The organism is Methanothermobacter defluvii, from assembly GCF_003385755.1.
In the GTDB taxonomy this organism is placed as follows: domain Archaea; phylum Methanobacteriota; class Methanobacteria; order Methanobacteriales; family Methanothermobacteraceae; genus Methanothermobacter; species Methanothermobacter thermautotrophicus.
Genome location: NZ_QREL01000001.1, coordinates 189,146 through 209,390, shown reverse-complemented (window position 1 = coordinate 209,390; position 20,245 = coordinate 189,146). Strand labels below are relative to the sequence as shown.

At 49.4% G+C, this 20,245-nt stretch carries 22 protein-coding genes; 9 read left to right on the top strand and 13 right to left on the bottom strand.

From position 1 onward, the window contains the following. Window positions 1-330 precede the first annotated feature (330 nt). The 9 genes from mvhB to C7452_RS01185 form a co-directional block, all read right to left on the bottom strand. Complete coding sequence (gene mvhB / locus C7452_RS01225; RefSeq protein ID WP_115891965.1) at window positions 331-1,569, bottom strand: polyferredoxin protein MvhB; 1,239 nt, start codon at window positions 1,567-1,569, stop codon at window positions 331-333. A gap of 21 nt (window positions 1,570-1,590) precedes the next feature. Next, complete coding sequence (mvhA, locus tag C7452_RS01220; RefSeq protein ID WP_115891964.1) at window positions 1,591-3,009, bottom strand: F420-non-reducing hydrogenase subunit MvhA; 1,419 nt, start codon at window positions 3,007-3,009, stop codon at window positions 1,591-1,593. Next, entirely contained in the window at window positions 3,010-3,936 is a 927-nt protein-coding gene (mvhG, locus tag C7452_RS01215; protein ID WP_115891963.1) for a F420-non-reducing hydrogenase subunit MvhG, read from the bottom strand. Window positions 3,937-3,948: 12 nt separating this feature from the next. Continuing rightward, a complete protein-coding gene (locus C7452_RS01210; RefSeq protein WP_010876760.1) occupies window positions 3,949-4,374 on the bottom strand; it encodes a hydrogenase iron-sulfur subunit in 426 nt (141 codons plus the stop codon). A 170-nt stretch (window positions 4,375-4,544) separates the two neighbouring features. Then, window positions 4,545-6,062 carry a 5,10-methenyltetrahydromethanopterin hydrogenase cofactor biosynthesis protein HmdC gene (gene hmdC, locus C7452_RS01205; protein ID WP_115891962.1) on the bottom strand — a complete coding sequence of 506 codons (1,518 nt, stop codon included), beginning with the start codon at window positions 6,060-6,062 and terminating at the stop codon, window positions 4,545-4,547. A 116-nt stretch (window positions 6,063-6,178) separates the two neighbouring features. Further along, on the bottom strand, window positions 6,179-6,589 hold the full coding sequence (locus C7452_RS01200) for a hydrogenase iron-sulfur subunit (protein WP_115891961.1): 411 nt from the start codon (window positions 6,587-6,589) through the stop codon (window positions 6,179-6,181). A gap of 51 nt (window positions 6,590-6,640) precedes the next feature. Next, window positions 6,641-7,789 carry a Coenzyme F420 hydrogenase/dehydrogenase, beta subunit C-terminal domain gene (locus C7452_RS01195; protein WP_211305656.1) on the bottom strand — a complete coding sequence of 383 codons (1,149 nt, stop codon included), beginning with the start codon at window positions 7,787-7,789 and terminating at the stop codon, window positions 6,641-6,643. After that, window positions 7,785-8,816: a molybdopterin-dependent oxidoreductase gene (locus C7452_RS01190; protein ID WP_115891959.1), complete on the bottom strand. Its 1,032-nt coding sequence runs from the start codon at window positions 8,814-8,816 to the stop codon at window positions 7,785-7,787. Before C7452_RS01190 ends, C7452_RS01195 begins: the two co-directional genes overlap by 5 nt. Window positions 8,817-8,819: 3 nt before the next feature. Then, window positions 8,820-9,179 (bottom strand): hypothetical protein, encoded by a 360-nt coding sequence (locus C7452_RS01185; protein WP_170130268.1) that lies wholly within the window; start codon window positions 9,177-9,179, stop codon window positions 8,820-8,822. 623 nt (window positions 9,180-9,802) lie between these two features. Here C7452_RS01185 and hmd point away from each other — a divergent pair. The 9 genes from hmd to C7452_RS01140 all read left to right on the top strand — a co-directional run bounded on the left by hmd (window position 9,803) and on the right by C7452_RS01140 (window position 17,211). After that, window positions 9,803-10,837 carry a 5,10-methenyltetrahydromethanopterin hydrogenase gene (hmd, locus tag C7452_RS01180; protein WP_048175714.1) on the top strand — a complete coding sequence of 345 codons (1,035 nt, stop codon included), beginning with the start codon at window positions 9,803-9,805 and terminating at the stop codon, window positions 10,835-10,837. 104 nt (window positions 10,838-10,941) lie between these two features. Next, complete coding sequence (hmdB, locus tag C7452_RS01175) at window positions 10,942-11,973, top strand: 5,10-methenyltetrahydromethanopterin hydrogenase cofactor biosynthesis protein HmdB (RefSeq protein ID WP_010876767.1); 1,032 nt, start codon at window positions 10,942-10,944, stop codon at window positions 11,971-11,973. A gap of 14 nt (window positions 11,974-11,987) precedes the next feature. After that, on the top strand, window positions 11,988-12,458 hold the full coding sequence (locus tag C7452_RS01170) for a DUF3236 domain-containing protein (RefSeq protein ID WP_048175715.1): 471 nt from the start codon (window positions 11,988-11,990) through the stop codon (window positions 12,456-12,458). 82 nt (window positions 12,459-12,540) lie between these two features. After that, window positions 12,541-13,317, top strand: coding sequence for an SAM-dependent methyltransferase HcgC family protein (locus tag C7452_RS01165; RefSeq protein WP_048175716.1), 777 nt, complete (start codon window positions 12,541-12,543; stop codon window positions 13,315-13,317). Continuing rightward, window positions 13,304-14,008 carry a Nif3-like dinuclear metal center hexameric protein gene (locus C7452_RS01160; RefSeq protein ID WP_048175717.1) on the top strand — a complete coding sequence of 235 codons (705 nt, stop codon included), beginning with the start codon at window positions 13,304-13,306 and terminating at the stop codon, window positions 14,006-14,008. Before C7452_RS01165 ends, C7452_RS01160 begins: the two co-directional genes overlap by 14 nt. Before the next feature lie 37 nt (window positions 14,009-14,045). Continuing rightward, window positions 14,046-14,699 (top strand): thiamine biosynthesis protein ThiF, encoded by a 654-nt coding sequence (locus tag C7452_RS01155; RefSeq protein ID WP_048176641.1) that lies wholly within the window; start codon window positions 14,046-14,048, stop codon window positions 14,697-14,699. Beyond that, on the top strand, window positions 14,696-15,169 hold the full coding sequence (locus C7452_RS01150) for a FeGP cofactor biosynthesis protein HcgF family protein (protein WP_048175718.1): 474 nt from the start codon (window positions 14,696-14,698) through the stop codon (window positions 15,167-15,169). Before C7452_RS01155 ends, C7452_RS01150 begins: the two co-directional genes overlap by 4 nt. 72 nt (window positions 15,170-15,241) lie before the next feature. After that, window positions 15,242-15,997, top strand: a complete 756-nt coding sequence (gene sufC, locus C7452_RS01145) for a Fe-S cluster assembly ATPase SufC (protein WP_048175719.1) — start codon at window positions 15,242-15,244, stop codon at window positions 15,995-15,997. After that, window positions 15,979-17,211: a SufB/SufD family protein gene (locus tag C7452_RS01140; RefSeq protein WP_048175720.1), complete on the top strand. Its 1,233-nt coding sequence runs from the start codon at window positions 15,979-15,981 to the stop codon at window positions 17,209-17,211. The genes sufC and C7452_RS01140 overlap by 19 nt, the downstream gene beginning before the upstream one ends. Before the next feature lie 122 nt (window positions 17,212-17,333). Here the strand turns inward: C7452_RS01140 and C7452_RS01135 are convergent, their stop codons facing one another. From C7452_RS01135 to C7452_RS01120, 4 genes are all read right to left on the bottom strand, one after another. Continuing rightward, window positions 17,334-17,600 carry a PRC-barrel domain-containing protein gene (locus C7452_RS01135; protein ID WP_048175721.1) on the bottom strand — a complete coding sequence of 89 codons (267 nt, stop codon included), beginning with the start codon at window positions 17,598-17,600 and terminating at the stop codon, window positions 17,334-17,336. Further along, window positions 17,554-18,186, bottom strand: a complete 633-nt coding sequence (locus C7452_RS01130; protein WP_048175722.1) for a TIGR00454 family protein — start codon at window positions 18,184-18,186, stop codon at window positions 17,554-17,556. Before C7452_RS01130 ends, C7452_RS01135 begins: the two co-directional genes overlap by 47 nt. A gap of 1 nt (window position 18,187) precedes the next feature. Next, window positions 18,188-19,672: a methanogenesis marker 14 protein gene (locus tag C7452_RS01125; RefSeq protein ID WP_115891957.1), complete on the bottom strand. Its 1,485-nt coding sequence runs from the start codon at window positions 19,670-19,672 to the stop codon at window positions 18,188-18,190. Between the two features lie 136 nt (window positions 19,673-19,808). Beyond that, the gene (locus C7452_RS01120; protein WP_048175724.1) at window positions 19,809-20,240 is read right to left on the bottom strand and encodes a universal stress protein; all 432 of its coding nucleotides are present in this window, start codon (window positions 20,238-20,240) and stop codon (window positions 19,809-19,811) included. Window positions 20,241-20,245: the final 5 nt, after the last annotated feature.

The window sequence follows — 20,245 nt, the reverse complement described above, 5'->3', positions numbered from 1 at the left end:
AGGAGCTATCCATCACCAATGTCTCGAAATGGACCTTCAGGTTATACCGAAGTTCATCCTCCAACCTCCAGAGCACAGCTCATTATAGAACAAGCCATACTGCACATGTCGTTATTACCCAGTATTAATCTGGATATAACCGCTTATGCTTCAGTTTTTTGACATCTATGACTCTATTGAATAAGAAAAAAGGATAATATAAATGTTTTCAAAAGGAAAAAAAGAAAAATTTTAAATATGAAAAATCATTTTTCATAAAAATATTATCTGAAATAATAACAGGGTCTGTGATAACTAAATCCTGCATCTGAAAACAAAAAAAGAGGGGAATTATTTGAGTGACAGTGCACCCTTAGGACAGGCTGGTATGCACTGGTCACAGAGTATGCAGAATCCTTTAAGTGGAACCTTCTCATCGGTGAGTTTCAGCATGTCGTAGGGACATACCTCAATACAGTCACCGCACTGGTCACAGAGGGCTGGGTTGTACTGGACCCTTTTCCTCTTGACAACCTCACCATCAATGACCTTGTCCATATCAACAAGGCTGAGTGCACCCTTAGGACAGGCCATTGTACATGCACCGCAGCGGGTACACATGGCAAAGGATGGTTCCTCATCAACCTTCTCATTGTCCGGGACCTTCATGCCCTCCTTAGTAACCACCCTTATGGCGTCGTTGGGGCAGATGTTGGCGCATGCGCCTATGAAGTCACATTTCTCCTCATCCCAGACAAGGCCCTCTTCACTTGCAGGTTTTGCAGGACCCAGTTCCACTTCAAGGTCTATGGCGTCAACAGGACAGAGCTGTTCACAGAGACCGCATGCCGTACAGATGGCTGGCAGTTCAACAGTGAGGCTGGATGCCCTTGGAACTATGAAGTCACCGGGACATGCCTCGACACATGTGTTACATCCTATACATGTATCTGCATCCAGCTCGAACTTCTTGATCTCCTTGGCCCTCTTCTCTGGCTTCCTGCCTGATATATAGACGGCATTCCATGGACAGGTCTGTGCGCAGACACCACACTTTATACAGGTGTCCTCATCAATCTCTATGACACCGCCGACCTTATCAAGGGTTATGGCGTCCACTGGACACTCAGGGACACACATTCCACAGCCCACACAGTCTGCTATGAATACTGGTCCCTCAATTTCCAGTTCAACCTTTGCCGGTTCCTTAATGCCCTCAACACCTATAACCCCCACAGGGCATATGTCAACGCACTTCTGGCACATGACACAGAATCCCTGAAGTGGGACCTTCTTGACCTTTCCCTCGTCGAGTTTGAGGATCTGTGGAGGGCAGACCTCCACGCAGTCCCCGCACTCGTTACACTTATCAGGGTTGAAGACTATCCTGCCCTGTGTGTTACCTGCCTCGTCAACCACCAGGTCCTCAAGTTTGAGGGCGCCTGTGGGGCATATGTCAACACACTTTGGTTCACCGCCGCAGATGTCACAGTATATGACATCCTCAGGTGTTACCTCAATGGCTGCGGTTGGGCAGGTCCCCTGGCAGGCACCACACCTTATGCAGTCCTCTTTATTGACAACTATCATTTTACCACCTTTCTGGTGAAATTAGATCCTTTTTACAAGGTCGCCTTCACTGTCGTATACTTCCAAGGTGGCAAGTCTCATCTGACTGTCAATGGTGTGTGTTGCGCAGGAGAGACATGGGTCGTATGCCCTTATAACCATCTCCATGAGGTTGAATATCTTATCATCCACTTCAACGCCAGGTTTGATGTAGTCCTGGGCAACCTTCTGGATACCCATCTCCATGGCAGGGTTGTTCTGGATTGTTGCAACCACTATGTTTGCCCTGGTGATGAGGCCGTTTTCATCGCAGGTGTAGTGGTGTGTGAGTGTTCCCCTTGGCGCCTCAACTATACCCACACCGTCTCCAGCCTGTCTTTCAAGTGAATCAGGGAACTTCTCTCCTGATAGGTCTCCTTCAAGTGCATCGGCTGCGCATTCAGCACACGCAAGGATTTCTATGAGCCTTGCCCAGTGGTACAGGAGGGTCTGCTGTGCGTATCCAAAGTTTTCCCTGAACTCCTTGAAGTAGTCCTGTGCCTTTGGAGCTGCATCAGGCATCTTGTCTGCAACGTTGAGCCTGGAGAGTGGTGAAACACGGTATACGCCGTCCGGGTATCCCAGGTCCTTTATGTATGGGAACTTGAGCCATGAGTAGGGCTTGACATGTTCAGCGATTGTGTCAGCGTAGTCCGCAGGTTTGAATTCCCTGAACATGTTTCCTTCCTTGTCCTTTATCCTCACCACACCATCATAAACGTCCCAGACACCGTCCTTTACAAGACCTGTGTGGTAGGTTTCAATGTTACCCAGTGAGTTCACGAGGTCAATGTTTTCCTCGAAGATGGGGACTGCCAGTTCAAGGGTGGCCTCTGCCAGTTCAATGTTCCTCTGGGCCTTCTTGAGGAGGTCCTTCTGTGTTTCATCGTCGAGTTCTGTTGAGATACCACCTGGTGTTGATGATGTTGGGTGGATAGGCCTTCCACCGGTGGCCCTTACCAGTTCAAGGGAGTTTTTACGCAGTTCTATGGCCTGAAGAGCGATATCAGGGGCATCCTTTATAATCTGGAAGACGTTCCTTGTCTTTCTGTCCTTACCTGCTATGAAGTCAGGGGCTGCGAGGAAGTAGAAGTGCAGACCATGGGAGTGCATGTATGAACCCCAGTTCATGATCTCCCTCATCTTGTAGGCTGCAGGAAGGACATCCTCTGGTTCAAAACCGAAGCATGCGTCAACAGCCTTGGCTGCTGCCAGGTGGTGCTGCACGTCACAGATACCGCAGATCCTTGGAACTATCCTTGGTGCTTCCTCTATTGGTCTTCCCTGGAGAAACTTCTCGAACCCACGGAACTCCATTACATGGAGCCTTGTGTCTTCAACATTACCTGCATCATCAAGGTGTACGGTAATCTTGGCGTGACCTTCTATACGGGTCACAGGTTCCATTGTGAGTTTAACCATCTATTTACCCTCCTTCTTTATTTTCATTGGTATGAGTGCTGCTGGAAGTGTGAAGGTGTAGAATGTTCCAACAATATCGTCCAGCTGTTCAGCCACTTCCTCAGGGTCGACGGTTTTGTCCTCCTCGACCTTGTAGTCAGAGGCAATAGCACTTATCATCTTGGCGCCCTGGTCCTCGACACGTGCTGTTGGACCGTAACAGCCACGACAGGGTATGGCTATGCTTGGGCATTCGGCACCGCAGATGGACACTGTTGCAGGGCCCATGCATATGAGTCCCTGTGGTATGAGACAGAGATCGTCTTCTGGTTTACCAACCTCGAACTGTCTCTTTATGAAGTCCATTGCAAGGCCTTCTGGTGGTTTTTCCCTTGGACAGACTTCGCAGAGGTTTGTTTCTGGAAGTTCTATTTCTTCACCTGTTAGAAGTGCCATTACCACTTCCGCGGCAACATCTGACCTTGGTGGGCATCCTGGAACTTCAAAGTCAACATCTATGACTTCACCCAGGGGTTTGACCCTTCCCTCAAGGTGTGGCACCTCTTCAGATGGGATCACGCCCTCCTCGTTGGGTGTTGTGATTGAGTTTATGTAGGCCTCCTCAATAACTTCATCCTTGTCCCAGAGGTTCCTGAGACCGGGTATGCCTCCGTAAACTGCGCATGTACCGTAACTTATGACGAACTTGGCCTTTTCCCTGAGTTCCTCGGCAAATTCCCTGTTTTCATCGTTGACGATTCCGCCCTCGATGATGACGACATCGAGTTCAGGGATTTCATCGTACTTTGTGTCCATTAAAACAGGGCTGAATTCAAAGTCCGCGTGTTCCATAACGTCGAGAAGCTTTTCATGGAAGTCTGCAATGGACAGGTGGCAGCCGGAGCATCCTCCAAGCCACATTGTTCCTATTTTTATCTTTTCAGCCATTCGAAATCCTCCTTATGCTTCAGCTAGCTGTTTTTTGATTGGTGATGGGCCAAGGTCCTTTATCCTGTTAACCATCATCTTAACTGTTTCAGCGAATTTTTCACCCTCTGATGCTGATATCCAGTCGTGGTGGATCCTTTCCCTGCCAATTCCAAGCTCATCTGCCAGTTTGTAGATCAGCCTCATTCTCCTGTCAAGCTTGTAGTTTCCTGCGTCGTAGTGGCAGTCACCATGGTGGCATCCTGTTACAAGGACACCGTCAGCGCCTTCCCTGAATGCCTTGAGAACGAACTGTGGTTCTATCCTTCCGGAGCACATCACACGGATAACCCTAATGTTTGTAGGGTACTGCATCCTTGCTGTTCCCGCAGTGTCGGCTCCACCGTAGGAACACCAGTTACAACAGAACATCACAATTTTTATGTCATCTTCAGCCATAGAGTTTCCTCCTTGCTTTTGGATCGTACTATAATTGTACTTGGTATATGGTTTAGGAGTGGTAAGTATAAAGGTTACTTATGAAACAATTTCGAAAATTTTATATGTGTGGTTAAAATTTTTATTATTTTTAATACCACTCCCCTTCCACCAGAAGGCTCCTATGAAACCTACACAAGCGTCACCGTGTCCCTGAATTTTCCGGAAATTTTTGCAGATATCTGGGGGATGGTGGTGGACACTATCGATGAATCAGCCGAACTGTAGGCGCCCTCGTCATCAGAATTTCCCGGGTGAACATCTGTCCTTAGCTCTGATCTCAGATTATCAACCGTCACCTGCTCAACCCATGGGTCCCTGTCCACAATGACAAATTCATCCACAAGACCATCCAGTTTATCTGCAATAACCCATGAGACGAACCTTGCACCGAATATGGCCACCCTTCCATGGATATCACCATCCTCAACCATTTTCACAAGTGCATTCACATCCCTCTTCACCTCCACCCTCTCATAGAGGGGTGTTGATGGAAGGCATGCCCAGTGGGCGTCGCCAACGTAGGTGTAACCCAGGGTCCGTGGATAGACGTTTTCTGTTCCTGAAACCTTCACAGCCGCTGCCAGAGCCTCCAGCTGGGCCTTCTGTATGGGTACCGGTGTGAGGCCGGATTCAACCTCCTCCCTCATTATTTTCATGACCCTTGGAAGCCCGAATTTACCCCTCCTGGCTGTGCCTGGAGTGTATCCGCACATGTAACCATGATGGTTCTTCGGGAATCCTGTTATGATCGCATTGAGGCCCGCCCTGAGGCCTACGCGGCACTCATCCTCATATGCTCCATTTGTTGCAACTATCTTTCCAGGGGTGAGTATCCTTGCCGCTGCAACTGCACCTGCAAAGGCATCCAGACGGTCCCCTGCAAGGTTAAAGGGGCCCCCCTCAAGGACGAATACATCGACACCCATCTCAAGTCCTGCCTCGAAGCCTGATATGAGGTCATCGTATCCATCCCCAACGAACATTATGGCCTCAACGCCCTTCCCATGTTTTCTGGCAAGTTCCAGAACTTCCTCAGCCTCCTCGAGGGGTGCTGCGTGGGTTTCAGCCCCCTGTACAGGTGTCAGGTTAACTGCAACAGAGGATGACAGTTCAACCCATTCTTCCCTGTCAGGTAGCCCCTCCTTTTCCCTGTCAAGGAGCCTTGCATGTATTCTCTCCCTTGGACAGCCCTCGAAGGGCGGGCCTTCAAGGTAGCACTGGCCACCGCACCCGGTTATGGATCTGGGGAACCTCATTGGCCCGTATCTTCCGAAGTGGTCAAGGTCCAGGGGCACCTCCGTTGTTTCCCTCACCTCCCTCATGAGTTCCACAGGTCTCATGCCATAGCTCTCGGCTATATCTGCAAATGCATAGGCGCATACATGTATGGTTGCCCCTATGGTGTCAGAGAGCATACAGTTTCCCATGAGGTCAATCTTTTCAAGGTCAGAGGCACAGGTACCCACAATGAGCTCTGTGAGATCACAGCCCAGGGGAAACCTCTTGAAGGTTGCTCCAAGTTTAATCTTATCCTCCCTGGATAGGTCAGAAACAGCATCCACGACCTCTGTAACATCCCTGTCCATTTTAATGATTTCCCAGGCTGTACCCGGGTTATCCACAGCTTCCCTGATTAATTCGTGCATATTGTTTCACCTTCAAAGTCACTGTAACTCAGTATGGAAGGGATGCTAATTTAAGCTTTGATAAAAGTGGTGGGTTAATAAAAATGCAGGGAATGGGTTCAGATTTTAATACCCCTTTACTTCCCTGCCCTCCTGAGGGGTCCCATTGACTTCACCGTTTCATAGAATTCCTTCATCGTCTTCTGGAACTTCTCGCCCTCTGATGCTGATATCCACTCCCACCGGAATCTCTCCTTCTCAATGCCAAACTCCGGCAGTATATCCTCAATAAACTGGGCCCTCCTCTTCCACTTGTAATTTCCAGAATCATAGTGACAGTCCCCTATGTGACATCCACCAACAAAGACTCCGTCTGCACCGTCACGGAAGGCCTTCAGTATCATGGAGGCATTGACACGACCGGAGCACATCACCCTTATTATTCTGACGTTTGGAGGGTACTGCATCCTCGCTGTTCCCGCAGTGTCGGCTCCACCATAGGAGCACCAGTTACAACAGAATCCCACTATCTTTGGTTCGAAACTCATACCATCACCTCAGAATCTCACTATCTCTGGCTCGAAAATCACCATCAAACTCTAATCCTTCTCTCCACTGTACATTGGAGGTAGCTCTTCACTCACACCTGCTGTGAAACCTGTTCTGTCACGGTATTTCCTCTGTATTCTGTGGTAGATCCTTGCGATGGGGATGTCCATGGGGCAAACATCCTCACACTGTCCGCAGTTGATGCAGCTGAAGCCCATATGGGACAGTCTCACACCCTGGAAGGTCAGGGGGTCAGGTGACTTTTCATCTGACTCCAGGAGGTAATCCTTCTCAAGTTCGCATTCCCTGCAGAAGCATATTGGGCACACATCCCTGCATGCGAAGCAGTTGATGCAGCGTTTCCAGTATTCTTCCCATTCATCCAGGGAGGGGTAATCATCCTCCAGATGCCTGTCCTGGAACTTCCTGGCCATCTTAATCATGGTATTTTCAATTTTCTCCCTGATCTCTATCATCTTCGCCGGTGGCTCTTTGACTTCGAGGTAGCCCCCCCTGCGGGCCCCCTCGATGATTTCCTCGCCCCGATCTGTGTTGACCTCGATGAAGGTCCATCCCTCCTCTGCACCCCAGTTTCCGCAGGCAATGTCTGCATTCCTGGGCACCATCAGCTCGCATCTCTGGCAGTTTTCCCTCCTTCCGAAGCCCTCCTCCTCAAGGTAATCGATTGATATTTCCTTATGACTGCCATCCTTTAGCTCGACTATGAATTTTCCCTTATCTATCTCCTCCCTGATAACGTCATCAGGGTCTATTTCATAGAAGGTCTCTATCATTTCCCTGGCGGATACCGGGCTGAGGGTGCCCCCACAGTTCAATCCTATCTTGTATACCCTATCAGGGTCAATCTGATGTCTCTTTTCAAGTTCCCTGATGGCCATTGCATCGCAGGGTTTCACAGCCACTGCCAGCCTCATATCATTCAGGTAACGTGATATGAGGTCTCCGAACATGGTCGGTGCACAGTGAAGTGAACCGCAGGTTGATATGATCTCATCTGAGTCCTCCAGGAGGATCGGGATTCCATCGTAGATATCATCTCCCCTTTCAAGTGTCAGGACTCCGTCCACGATCCCCTCATCAAGCATGTATTTGAATATGGCGGTTACTGCTCCGCCGCACTCTCCCCTTTTCTGAATTTCCTCATCGGTGGCCCTTGCAAGAATGTATTTCATTTCAATCACCCAGCCTCTCGAGTATCCTCTCAAATATTTCACCATCTGTGAGAACCCCCTCAGGTTCCGGTAGTGCAGGTTCCAGTTTTACAGTATGTCCTGTTGCACCTGTGTATGAGCCCTCCTTTTCACACCAGCCAGCGGTTGCAAGGAAGATGTCAGGAACTGCACCTGAAGTTTTTATTGACTGGAGGACGAATGATCCCTTAACATCCAGGGGTTCTGCAACTGCACCCGGGTCAATGAGCCACAGGGATTCAATCTCTTCATGGTCACGGATGGGTGGTATGTGCTGCATCACACCCCGGGTGTTGAAGTCCTCAAATACTGGCAGAACCTCAGCCCCTGTTTCAGCTGAGGCCTCAAGTACATGGTCTATTACATCAGGGATTTCAGCTGTAATCATTATGAGGTCTGCTGGAAACTCCCTGAGTTTATCTAGAAGATCTGAATTATCTGAAAAGGTGCTGTGGGAGCTGGAGTTCATGGCCGTCCTTGTTATCTCCCTCCTATCGTACGATCGGACCTCTGCACCACCATCCATCGCCTGGAACATCCTCCTTGCGAGGAGGGGTGCGCAGTTCATGAGGTCACCAATTACTGCAATATTACCATAGTTCCTTATTTTCCTCACATCTATTTCTGGATAATCGAATTCTGGAAATACGGTTATAAGACCGTATTTTTTTACATCAACTCTTTCTATGATTCTTTTGAGTTTAGCTGCCTCCTCATCTGTCAGGGTACCGGTTGTGAGTATGGCTGTCTCCGGTGATGAGATCATCTCCGTGAGTCCATCAAGGACCTCATCCCAGGCTGCACCCTTAAGGTTCCCTGATTTTTTAACTGCAGGGGATGTTATTCTATCCTTTACTGGAATCTCATAGCATTCCCTTCCACTTCTGCATGTCTTCCCCTCGTTTATGATGTGTCTCTTGTAGGGGTAGGTCCCCACCGGGGATCCATCAATCTCTATAAGGTTCACGCCACATCCTGCGCTGCAGGAGGGGCATACTGTGTGTTTCACCATCATTTTCTACACCTCCAGATTCTTTACTTTTCTCTGAAACTCATCGATGCTGACAAGTTCATTCTGAACGCTTATCGTCCTGTCACGTGTTACGTTGAAGAGTTCAACCATGATCTTCAGTCCAGAGTCAAGGAGAACTTCTGATAGGTTTTCCGGGAGTTTTTCGGAGTTCTCAAGGACAACCTTTCCTTCTATTTTAAAATTTAAGGGTATTCCATTGAGAGATTCCACATAGAATGTGTATCCAACCGAATCCTTCTCGAAATTTGTGTAGTCAATTTTCCAGTCCATGTCAAGGCTCAGGGTACACGATTTTGGATTTTTTCCAGGCCGAAAAAGTCCAATTTTATGAATCTGAATCTCCATGCTTTCACCACAACCTCCAGTTTTATCGTGTTTGTCATAATTATCTGCTAACAAGTATTACATATATAAATGTTCCTAAAATTTAAAAGGCATCTGAACCATTATAATTACATAAAAATCTCAAAAAACCGCAATTTTAATTATTTAACCGTTTAAATCCACAATAATTTAAAATTATGGCCATCCGGCCCTAATAGGCCCACAGTTAATATTCTGGCAGAAAATTATAATTCATAATAAATGCTTAGTTTTTAATATTTAACCTTGTTTGTACTCTGATCTCTCAGAACAACCAGCACCATGCCATTACAGAGTTAAGGGCAGCCTTCCAGTTAGGACCACTGGATTGAAGCAGCCCAGCCACAGACCCATGATATTAATATCTTAATAATTTTGATTATTCTCATATAATTATTATGTGAGTCATGAATGGCAACGGCTTCCCAAAGGAGGATAAAATGAAGACATGGCTTAAATTGGCTTACCTGAAATTGCCAAAGCTGAATAAATTCTCTTTATAAGTTTTTTGGTTTGAAAATTATCAAAAAATATATTTATAGTGGAAACCGATTAATCTGTACTACTAATAATGTGAGTAGTATTACAGAAATGGAGTGATAGATATGAAACTTGCAATACTAGGTGCAGGATGTTACAGGACCCACGCGGCCAGTGGAATAACAAACTTTTCCAGGGCCTGTGAGGTCGCTGAAATGGTTGGAAAGCCAGAAATAGCCATGACCCATTCAACAATAACAATGGGTGCAGAGCTAAAGGAACTTGCAGGTGTGGATGAAGTCGTCGTTGCAGACCCTGTATTCGACAACCAGTTCACCGTCATAGACGACTTCGCCTACGAGGACGTCATAGAAGCCCACAAGGAGGACCCAGAAAAAATAATGCCACAGATCAGGGAAAAGGTCAACGAAGTCGCAAAGGAACTTCCAAAACCACCAGAAGGTGCAATACACTTTACACACCCTGAAGACCTTGGATTCGAAATAACAACAGATGACAGGGAAGCTGTGGCAGACGCAGACTTCATAATGACCTGGTTCCCAAAAGGTGACATGCAGCCAGACATAATCAACAAATTCATAGACGATATAAAACCAGGCGCCATCGTCACCCACGCCTGCACGATTCCAACCACCAAGTTCTACAAGATATTCGAAGAGAAACACGGCGACCTTGTAACCAAACCTGAAACACTCAACGTAACATCCTACCACCCAGGTGCCGTACCCGAAATGAAGGGCCAGGTCTACATTGCAGAGGGTTACGCCTCAGAGGAAGCCATAAACACCCTCTTCGAACTCGGACAGAAAGCAAGGGGCAACGCATACAGGCTACCAGCCGAACTCCTCGGACCTGTATGTGACATGTGCTCAGCCCTCACAGCAATAACCTACGCTGGTATACTGTCCTACAGGGACTCAGTTACACAGGTACTCGGCGCACCCGCAGGTTTCGCACAGATGATGGCCAAGGAGTCACTTGAACAGATAACAGCCCTTATGGATAAGGTTGGAATAGACAAGATGGAAGAGAACCTCGACCCCGGTGCACTTCTGGGTACAGCTGACTCCATGAACTTCGGAGCATCAGCAGACATACTCCCAACCGTCTTCGAAATCCTCGAGAAGAGGAAAAAATAAACCTAGGAAAATCCCAGAAAAATTTATTTATTTTTTTATCCAAGTAATTTTTACACTTCAATTTACTGACTTTTCAATCCCAAGCAGCTGAAACTGGTGTTAAATTGATAGATAAAATACTGAAAAAGGCGGCAGAAGGGTACCAGCTCCAGGATGGAGAGGTTATCCAGTTATTCAGAATAAGAGAATCCGGGGATCTTGCCAGTCTCATGAAAACAGCCTTCAATATAATGCGTGAAAACCGCGGCTCTGTGAAGCTGACATCCACAGTGCACATAACAAACATGTGCCAGGTCAGGCCACGGTGCGGTTACTGTGGATTTGCTGCAGGCACATCAAAAAATGGTTACTATAACTCATTCTTCAAAACTGATGATGAGATCCTTGAAGCCGCCCTCATAATAGAGGAATCAGGAATACCCAGGGTCAGCTGCTCAGGTGCCCATGGATTCAATGGTGAGCATGCCGTGAAGGCTGCCAGGATAGTTAAGGAGAACACATCACTTGAACTCCTCATAAACGTTGGATCTGACCTCAACAGGAGTGCCACAGAGAAACTTGCAGACTACGGGACAGACACTGTATGCTGCAACCTTGAAACCACCAACAGGGAACTTTTCAGCAGTGTTAAACCCGGTGAGAGAATCGAGGACAGGATCAGGGTCTGTGAAATGGTTTGTGCGGCAGGTATTGAGCTCTCAAGTGGCCTGCTCATAGGTCTTGGTGAAAGCTACGCTGATCGCCTGGAGCACCTTAAGTTTCTATCTAAATTTGAAACCCTTGGTGAGATACCCATAATGGGATTCAACCCCTACCCTGGCACTCCAATGGAGGAACATCCGCCCTGCCCCCTGAGTGAGCAGATGAAGACCATAGCCATTACAAGGATCCTCTACCCTGACATAAGGATAACAGTTCCAACACCCACAATAGGGCCCGAGAATGTCAGGTTTTCCCTGATGGCCGGGGCCGATAACCTCGCAACTGTTATACCAGACGGCTACCCCCATGACGTTAAGGGTGTGGGGTCCCCCCGCTACGGGAACCTCAGGGACGTCCTGAAGGTTGTGAAGGAAATGGGACTCAGGGCCCAGTTAAAACCAGCCCCCTCAGCCGAGGGAGTGGCTCTGCTCTGATTGGGGGTGTTGAAATGCTTGAGGACCTCATAGGTAAAGCCTACCTTGAATCTGCAGAGGACAGACGCCGCGGGGACAGATCCGAAGAGGTTGAGGCCATAAGGGAGTACATAAGGAGTGCCCGCAGGACCGTGGTCCCCAACTGGAATGCTGAGAAGGTTGATGCAATAAACGATGTCCTCAGAAGTTTCAATCTGCGGGAAGCCGAACACCTTCAGTTCAACACCAACTGGGCAGACCTCACCAGGATGCCAGCACTCACAAAGGCCCTCATGGCGCTGGACATCTCAGGTGCGGACCTTGTAATTGCCAGGGGGAGGCTCGGCGTCCCTGGTTCAGGGTCCCTCCTCGTTATAATGGACTCCAGGGGACGCCTGCTATCTGCAGCCATGTCCCCCCCACATGTAATACACAGCATGGAAGTGAGAGAGGCTGTCCGGTCAGAGATGACCCATGCACTTGAGAGGATAGGGTTTAAAAGATAAAGACCCCCATCAAAGAACAGCAGAGAAAAACAGGCCCATAAACCAGTATGAACCATAAATAACAGGAAACAGCTGATCAAAAATGAAACCCCCTGAAACAGGCATAACAGAAACCGTGAAGACCTTCTTCTCATCCCTCACAGTTGGTGACATAGTAAGAGGGATATCCCATCTCAAATCCTCTGCAGTCACTGGGTGGCTCGATGATGCCAGATTTGAACCTGAAAATGCCCTGATTATAGGATCATACTTCACAGGCGCCGCGATCTCAGGTGCCCTTGACTGCAGGGTTACAGTTGCAGATATAAACCCCCAGACACGTTTTCTCCTTAATGGAGATGTGGACTTCCGGGAGGGTATTCATGGACTGGATGGTGACTGGGACCTCATAGTTGATACAACCGGCATTGGTGGTGTAACCCCTGAGGAGCTCTCAGGTTTCACTGCAGGGGCCTTCATCGTTGAGGACCCGACCTCTGATGGCAGTGATGAAACAATAATGGGCTACAACAGTACCTCTGAACGGCTTGAGGCGGTTGAATCAGATCTGAAGGCCTCTCTCCGCACCCTTGGACTCGGTGCCAAGACCTCGGGCACAATGACCCTCACAGTCGAGGTTCTTCGAAGGTCAATGGCCGATGCCCTTGAATGTAGCGGAGTACTGTATGCAACCGCAACCCTGAGGTTCTTTGAGAGGATCCTCTTCAGAGAGAAGGACCCTCAGGGCTTCCTCAGGGCCCTTGAATCACCTGCCCTGACTGTATCGTCCCTGGGGGACATCAGCTGCGATGAGATAATTGAGGGGAACCTCGGAATGATAAGGTCGGAGGTTACAGAAGAGGACGGTGATAACAATTAGAATAGAGTCCTTTATCGAATTGATGGATAGGGTTGCCCCCCCTGAACTTGCCCTCCCGGGTGACCGGATAGGGTATCATGGCCCTGAAATCGAGGTTGAAGCTGTCCTCGTCCTCATGGATTACCTTGAGGATGTGGCTGTGGATGGCTACGACCTCCTGGTCCTCCACCACCCCCCGGAGGTTGAACCCCCCATCCCCTACCTCACAGTCCACTCCAACTGGGACGTTGCCGATGGAGGTGCCTGTGACGCCCTGGCAGATGCCCTGGGACTGGATGTTGAATCATTCCTTGACCCTGATACAGGTGTCGGCCGCATATGTAGGGCTGATCTATCCCTTGAAGAGCTCCTCGAAAGAACAGGGGTTCTTAATCCTGAGACCCTGCGGGTTGTTAATCCCCGTGAATACGTTGACAGGGTCGCGGTGGTTTCTGGCTTTGGACTCTCAGATAAATCACTCATAATGAGGGCCTGGAGTGAGGGTGTATCGGCGTACCTTTCAGGTGACCTCACCCATGGACCCGCCATCCTCGGGAGGAACATGGACCTGACACTCATAGATGCAGGTCACCATGCGACCGAGATGCCCGGTCTCCACAGACTCCGTGAGGTCATTGAGGATTTCGGGGTCATGGCGGAACTCCTGGATACTGGCACCCCCTGGAGTGAGTACAGGGCCGCCTACATTTAGGTACATGGAATGCATGAACTTAAGGGAAAGAGCGAAAATGGCGGTGATATTATTGGAGATCTCTGAACTTGAAGGGAAAAAGGCCCCCCGTGGGGAGGTAACCCTCGTTGGTGCCGGCAGGCTGGGGCTTCGAACAGCCCTCAACCTCATGCAGATACACAGGGGAGGCCCCGAGAGAATAAATGTGATTGATGGTCAGCGCGTATCTGCCGATGACCTCATATTCCGCCTCATGGGTGCCACGCCCGGCGAGTACAAGGTGAAGTTCATTGAATCACTTGCAACCCCTGGCTTCTCAAGGACGGTGAGGGGCATCCCCGAGTACATAGACCAGGACAACCTCCACCTCCTCGGGGGAGATGTTGTCTGTGTTGAGATTGCAGGTGGTGATACCCTGCCTGTGACTGCAGAGATAATAAAGTACGCCCAGAAAAGGGGTTCCGCCACCATCAGCACCATGGGAGTTTTCGGGATAGGTGAGGAGGAGGTGAATGCCATCAGTATAGAGGAGGCTGATCCCGGGAACCCCATAGTGGAGTACCTCCTTGATGAGGGCGTCACTGACCACTTGCTTGTGGGGACAGGAAAACTGATAAGGGACTGGGAGCCAGTAACTCCATACGTCCTTGACCGTGTATCGGAGGTTATGACTGCAGAGATACTCAAACTCCTCAGGAGGAAACTCGGATGATAAGGGTTGCGACTGCTGAGTGCTTCACCCATGGATTCGTTGCAAGGGAGATACACGCCTACTCCATGGGCTACCCTGGAGGCTACAGCTGGAGTGTGGACTCAGATGTGGTGCTGGTGGCAGGTCTCTTCATACCAACCCTCTCAGGTATACGGAGCATCCTCAAATTTGAACCCCCTGAACCCTCAGCCACCCTGAATGACATCAAGGTCTACACTGAAGAGGAGGATGAGAGGGTGGCCCTCATGATGGCAAGATCCGTGAGGGAGCTCACCTCCGCAGATCTGGGTATAGGTACTACCGCCGGTATCGGAAGGGGCGGCATTGCAGTTGTCTCAGAAAACAGGGAGGAGGTCATAAACTCCGATGTTGAAGCGGACCTCAGGTTCTCAGGGGCTGAGGAGATCCTCAGGAGACAGAGATCCGGTATACGGTGCGCACTTGAACTCCTTGAGTCCTTCCTAGAATAGGATTGCCATGGGAATCTATTTATTGTATCCTACGAATAATTTATTAAAAGGAAGAAATAGGTGGTGGTTTAACTGCTTCTTGAAATAACCGACCTTGCGGTTGAGGTTAGCGGAAAACAGGTCCTCAAGGACATAGACCTCTACATCGATAGGGGGGAGACACATGTCCTTCTCGGACCCAACGGTTCAGGTAAGAGCACCCTCTTCATGACGATTCTGGGTTTTCCAAAGTACAAGGTTACAAATGGTCAGATACTCTTCAAGGGTGAGGATATAACCGATCTGAGCACAACAGAGCGTGTGAGGATGGGTATAGGTGTCAGCTTCCAGAACCCCCCTGCAATAAGGGGTGTGAAGCTCATGGACCTCCTCAAGGTTGAATCTGGTATGGAAACAGAGGAAGAACTGACACCCGAGCTGCGGGGACTTGCAGCCAAGATGAAATTCGATGAGAGCTTCCTTGAGAGGGATGTAAACCTTGGATTCTCAGGTGGTGAGGTTAAGAGATCCGAGATCCTCCAGTTAATGGCCCAGAAACCTGACTTCATAATGTTCGATGAACCGGATTCCGGTGTTGACATTGAGAATGTGGAGCTCCTGGCGGAGGAGATCAACGTGCTCCTTGACAAGGACAAGAAACCCGGTCTGAGGAGGAAGTCAGGACTCCTAATAACCCACCTGGGATACATACTGAACTTTGTAAGCGCTGATACCGCCCATGTGCTCATGGATGGCAGGATAGCATGTTCAGGGAATCCACAGGAGATAATTGAGGATATAAGGAAGGACGGATTCAAGGGGTGTGTTGAATGCTGCGGGATACACTGAAGAAGGCTGAGAAGGCCAAGGAAAAGAAGGCCCTCTACGGTGAGGACATCGACCTTGAAAAATTCATAAAGGAGGAGGCCGGTGAACACGAGGAGGTGACAAGGGCCAAGGAGGTCCCCAAGGAGGTCCAGGAGACACTCCTGAGGGTCGGTGTTGACCCTGAGGAGAGGGAGAGGGCAGGTACCTTCATACAGGTTGACCAGTCAGGCATCTGCACAACCTGCGCCTCCGAGTCAATAGAAATCATGGGAATGAATGTCGCCCTCGATAAGTACAGCTGGCTGAAGGATTACATGTGGAAGGCAGTTGCCGTTGACACCGACAAGTACACCGCCACCACAGCCCTCAGGGAGGCTGAGGGTGAAATGGGTGGTTACTTCATAAGGTCAAAGCCGGGTGCACGTGAGGTGTTCCCCCTACAGGCCTGTATGTTCATAGGTGATGAGAGGGTTATGCAGACAGCCCATAACATCGTAATAGCTGAGGAGAACTCTGAACTTCACATAATCACAGGCTGTGCAACAGGAGAGGATGTGAGCTCAGCCCTCCATGTGGGTGTATCCGAGTTCTACCTCAAGAAGGGGGCCAGGATAACCTTCACCATGGTCCACAACTGGGCAGAGCAGGTTGAGGTGCGCCCCAGGACCGGTATAATGGTGGGTGATGACGCCACCTACATAAACAACTACATACTGACAAGTCCTGTGAAGAGCATCCAGTCCTATCCAACAGCCTACTGTACCGGTGAGAACTCAAGGGTCGTCTTCCAGTCCATCCTTGGTGGTCAGAAGGACTCTGTGCTTGACATGGGCTCAAGGGTCATACTTGAGGGCAGGGGATCCAGTGCCGAGATGGTCTCACGTGCTGTCTCCAAGGACTCATCCCAGATATATTCGAGGGGTCACCTTGCGGGGCGGGTCCCTGAGGTTAAGGGTCATCTTGAATGTCACGGTCTTGTGCTCTCAGATGACTCAATGATATACGCTGTCCCTGAACTTGAGGGTAGCGCCACTGAACTCGAGATGTCCCATGAGGCCGCTGTCGGTAAGATAGCCGAGGAGGAGGTCATGTACCTCACCTCAAGGGGTCTTACCGAGGAGGAGGCAGCATCCATGATTGTGAGGGGCTTCCTGAGTATGGATATAACCGGCCTTCCACCCGAACTTGCGGCTGAAACCAAGAGAATGCTGGATATGAGCCTCAAGGGCATGTAAATCCGGCGAATTTTTTTATTTTTTAATGTGGGATGAAAGCTTCCTTAACTGAAAGAAAAGTTCAATTACAAGCCTCTACTCTGAGGATATAACCCTGGAAGGATAATTAGAGGAAAAAATAGTTATTCTGAGATTATTATGAATTCACCGACCTTTTCAACCTTCCCGAATGGTACCAGGAGGTAGTCGCCCTTCTTCTTGGCCCCCTTGACTGTCACGTTTCTACCACTGTCCACCTTGATAACCACGTCGGTTATCTTACCTGTTTTATCGTTGATTATGAGTTCTTCAAGCTCCCCCAGGATGCGTGCATTGTTGGTGGCGACCTGGTATCCCTTTATCTCACTCCAGTACTTCTCTTCCCCTTTTATGAGCTTCTTCTCTTCCATCAATCTCACCTAAAATCTTCTCCAGAACCTTCAAATCCCTGCAGCTATTTATGTTAACCGCGAGCTCCAGCATGGAAGCCTCAAGGATCCTCTGTTCTTGTACTCTGTTTTTACTCATTAATATATTTACCCCGCAGGGTACTAATCCATCCAGGGACCCTGAGAAATCAAGTCCATGCCTTCTGCACAGGTCCTCTGGTACTGCGACACACATGGCAGGTTCCGGGCATGAATGGTAGCTGGCTATTATCCAGTCAATGGTTGATGGCCTCACAAGTGGGAGGTCAGAGTTGATGACAAGGAGGGGCTCATGGTATGAGTCCTCAAGGTGTGAGAGAACCTCCCTGAGATCCTCCACATAACCTCCACCCGATGCTCTGAATATGGGGTGCCTTCCCCTAACATGATCCTCTGTCAGGGGGGTGTGTGGGCTTGTTACCACGATTATCCCATCAACACCGGTGGCAGACTCCAGGGCCTCGAGGACATGGTCTATCATGGGTCGTCCTGCTACCTCAAGGAGGGGCTTTTCACAGTCGATAGCTAGCCTTGTGCCCCTTCCACCTGCCATTACAAGTGCCATCATCCTATTCAATCCATTTATCTTCCTTTCTTGACTGCAACTTTCTCCTCATTCCGAGGATGCACGGGCCGTTCTGCCTTCCTCCCAGGGGGGTGTGGGGTGTCCCCATGGAGTTCATGCACCTTGCCATGACCGCTGCACCCATGGCCAGGGCATCTGAGACAAATATACAGTCCCTGAATCGGTCCTTCACATATTCAAGTATTAGACTGGGCTTTGTGCCTGTAATTCCGGCCCTGCCTGTGACACCGAGGACCGAACCCTCCTCAATGACACCCTCCTCGAAGGCCTCATCTATGAGCCTCTTTGCTATGAGTGCGCTGACATGGTCCAGTGTTGCAAAGAGGGTGTGTATACCATCCTCCTGGTATATGCTGTGACCGATTTCTGTTAGTTCAGGGAGCTTATCACCATTTTTACCTGCGTCACATCCTATGAGTGTGGTGCCTGCGCTGTAGGCGGCCTCTGTATCCACGGGGACCGTTCCGAATCTTTTTCTGTTTGCAGGGACCTTCCGGATGTCGATTATTTCATCATGTATCCTCTCGGCATGCCTCCTGGCCTTCTTCCAGTCGGCCCCCTTGAGGATGGATTTCTTGTAGAGGTCCAGTGCTGCTCCGCCCCTGCAGTCCACCATCTCGGTACCCCTGATTATGGCGTCCGGTATTGCGCCTGCAAGTCCGCAGAAGTTTCCAACGGTCCTTGCGTAGGGTTCATCTGCATTGACTATTCGGCCTGCCAGGGTTGTTCCAAAGTCCAGGGAGACGCAGGGGTTCCTGTAGTCCACATTTGTCCACTTTGAACCGACCTTGATGCCTGCTGTTACAAGTTCTCCCTCCATCTCGTTTGCAACAACCTCCCTGCCCGTCGGAGGTATAACGCTTGCCACTGCACCGTCGAATATTACACGGTCGAGGTAGCAGAATTCTCTGAGGCGTTCGGGGATGTTTTCCTTTGAGAGGGCGGGCGCCATCTTCCTGGGAGGTATACCTGCTGCAAGGCAGCCGTCTGCCAGGGCTATTATGAGTTTACCCACCTCCTCGGGTGACCCGAAACCTGCTGTTACACCGGTGGATCTTACAACAAAGTCGAGGTCCCTTTCAATGTCAACCTTTGCCCTTCTGAGGGATTCAAGTATCGTGTCTCTTACAAGTTCGGAGACAGCCTCCTTTGTGAGCTCAACACCCCAGACTGTCTTGCCAAAGACCTCCTCTCCCTCCCGTGGGGGTCTTATGTCACGGGTCATCTTGACGGTCTTGTCAAGGAGGTAGGTCCTGCTGGTGTTGAGGTTGGTGGCTGTGAGGATGCACTTTGTTGTTGTGTTGCCGATCTCCACTGAGGCAACAATGTAGTATACATCCGGGCGCATTGAGTAACCTGACCCCACCGTCTTCTTGGTAAAGGGTGCTGTTTTAGTATCCTCTATTGTTATGAATCTGCTTTTTGCTATAATGGGCTTGGGACCGAATAATCTGCTCAAAAATGACAAATGATTACCCCCTGATTTAATGTAATATTGTATCTGGGGAGTTAATATAAATCTTATGAATAGGGCCAGATGAAAAAGAATAAAAGGTTTAAAGGGGATCTTCACCCTAGAAAGTCTGGTGGGTGAGGGTTTGTTGTTAGACTGTCCTCACCAGGTGAATTGTGCAGGGTGCGTAGTGTACCACCTTCTCTGATACACTTCCAAGGAGGTGTTTGTCAACCAGGCTCTTACCTGTACCCATCACTATGACGTCGACATCCTCCTCCTCTGCAACTTTAACTATCTCATCTGCAGGGTCACCCTCACGCATAACAGCCTTGAAGCTGACATTGGGGTTTTCTGGGCCTGTGAGCCCCTTTTCCATGTCCCTCAGTATCTCATTACCCCTCTGGGTCAGCTCCTTAACCATCATCTCCTTGACCTTCTTGGGTGTGAGGAATGGTACCGCCGTGTCAACCACGTATAGGCATATGACCTCTGCTTCCCTCCCATGGAGGAGGTCGAGGGTGTGCTCTATGAGTTCATCCATGTATTCTCCCATTGTTGGAACCAGAATTTTCCTGTACATTTCAA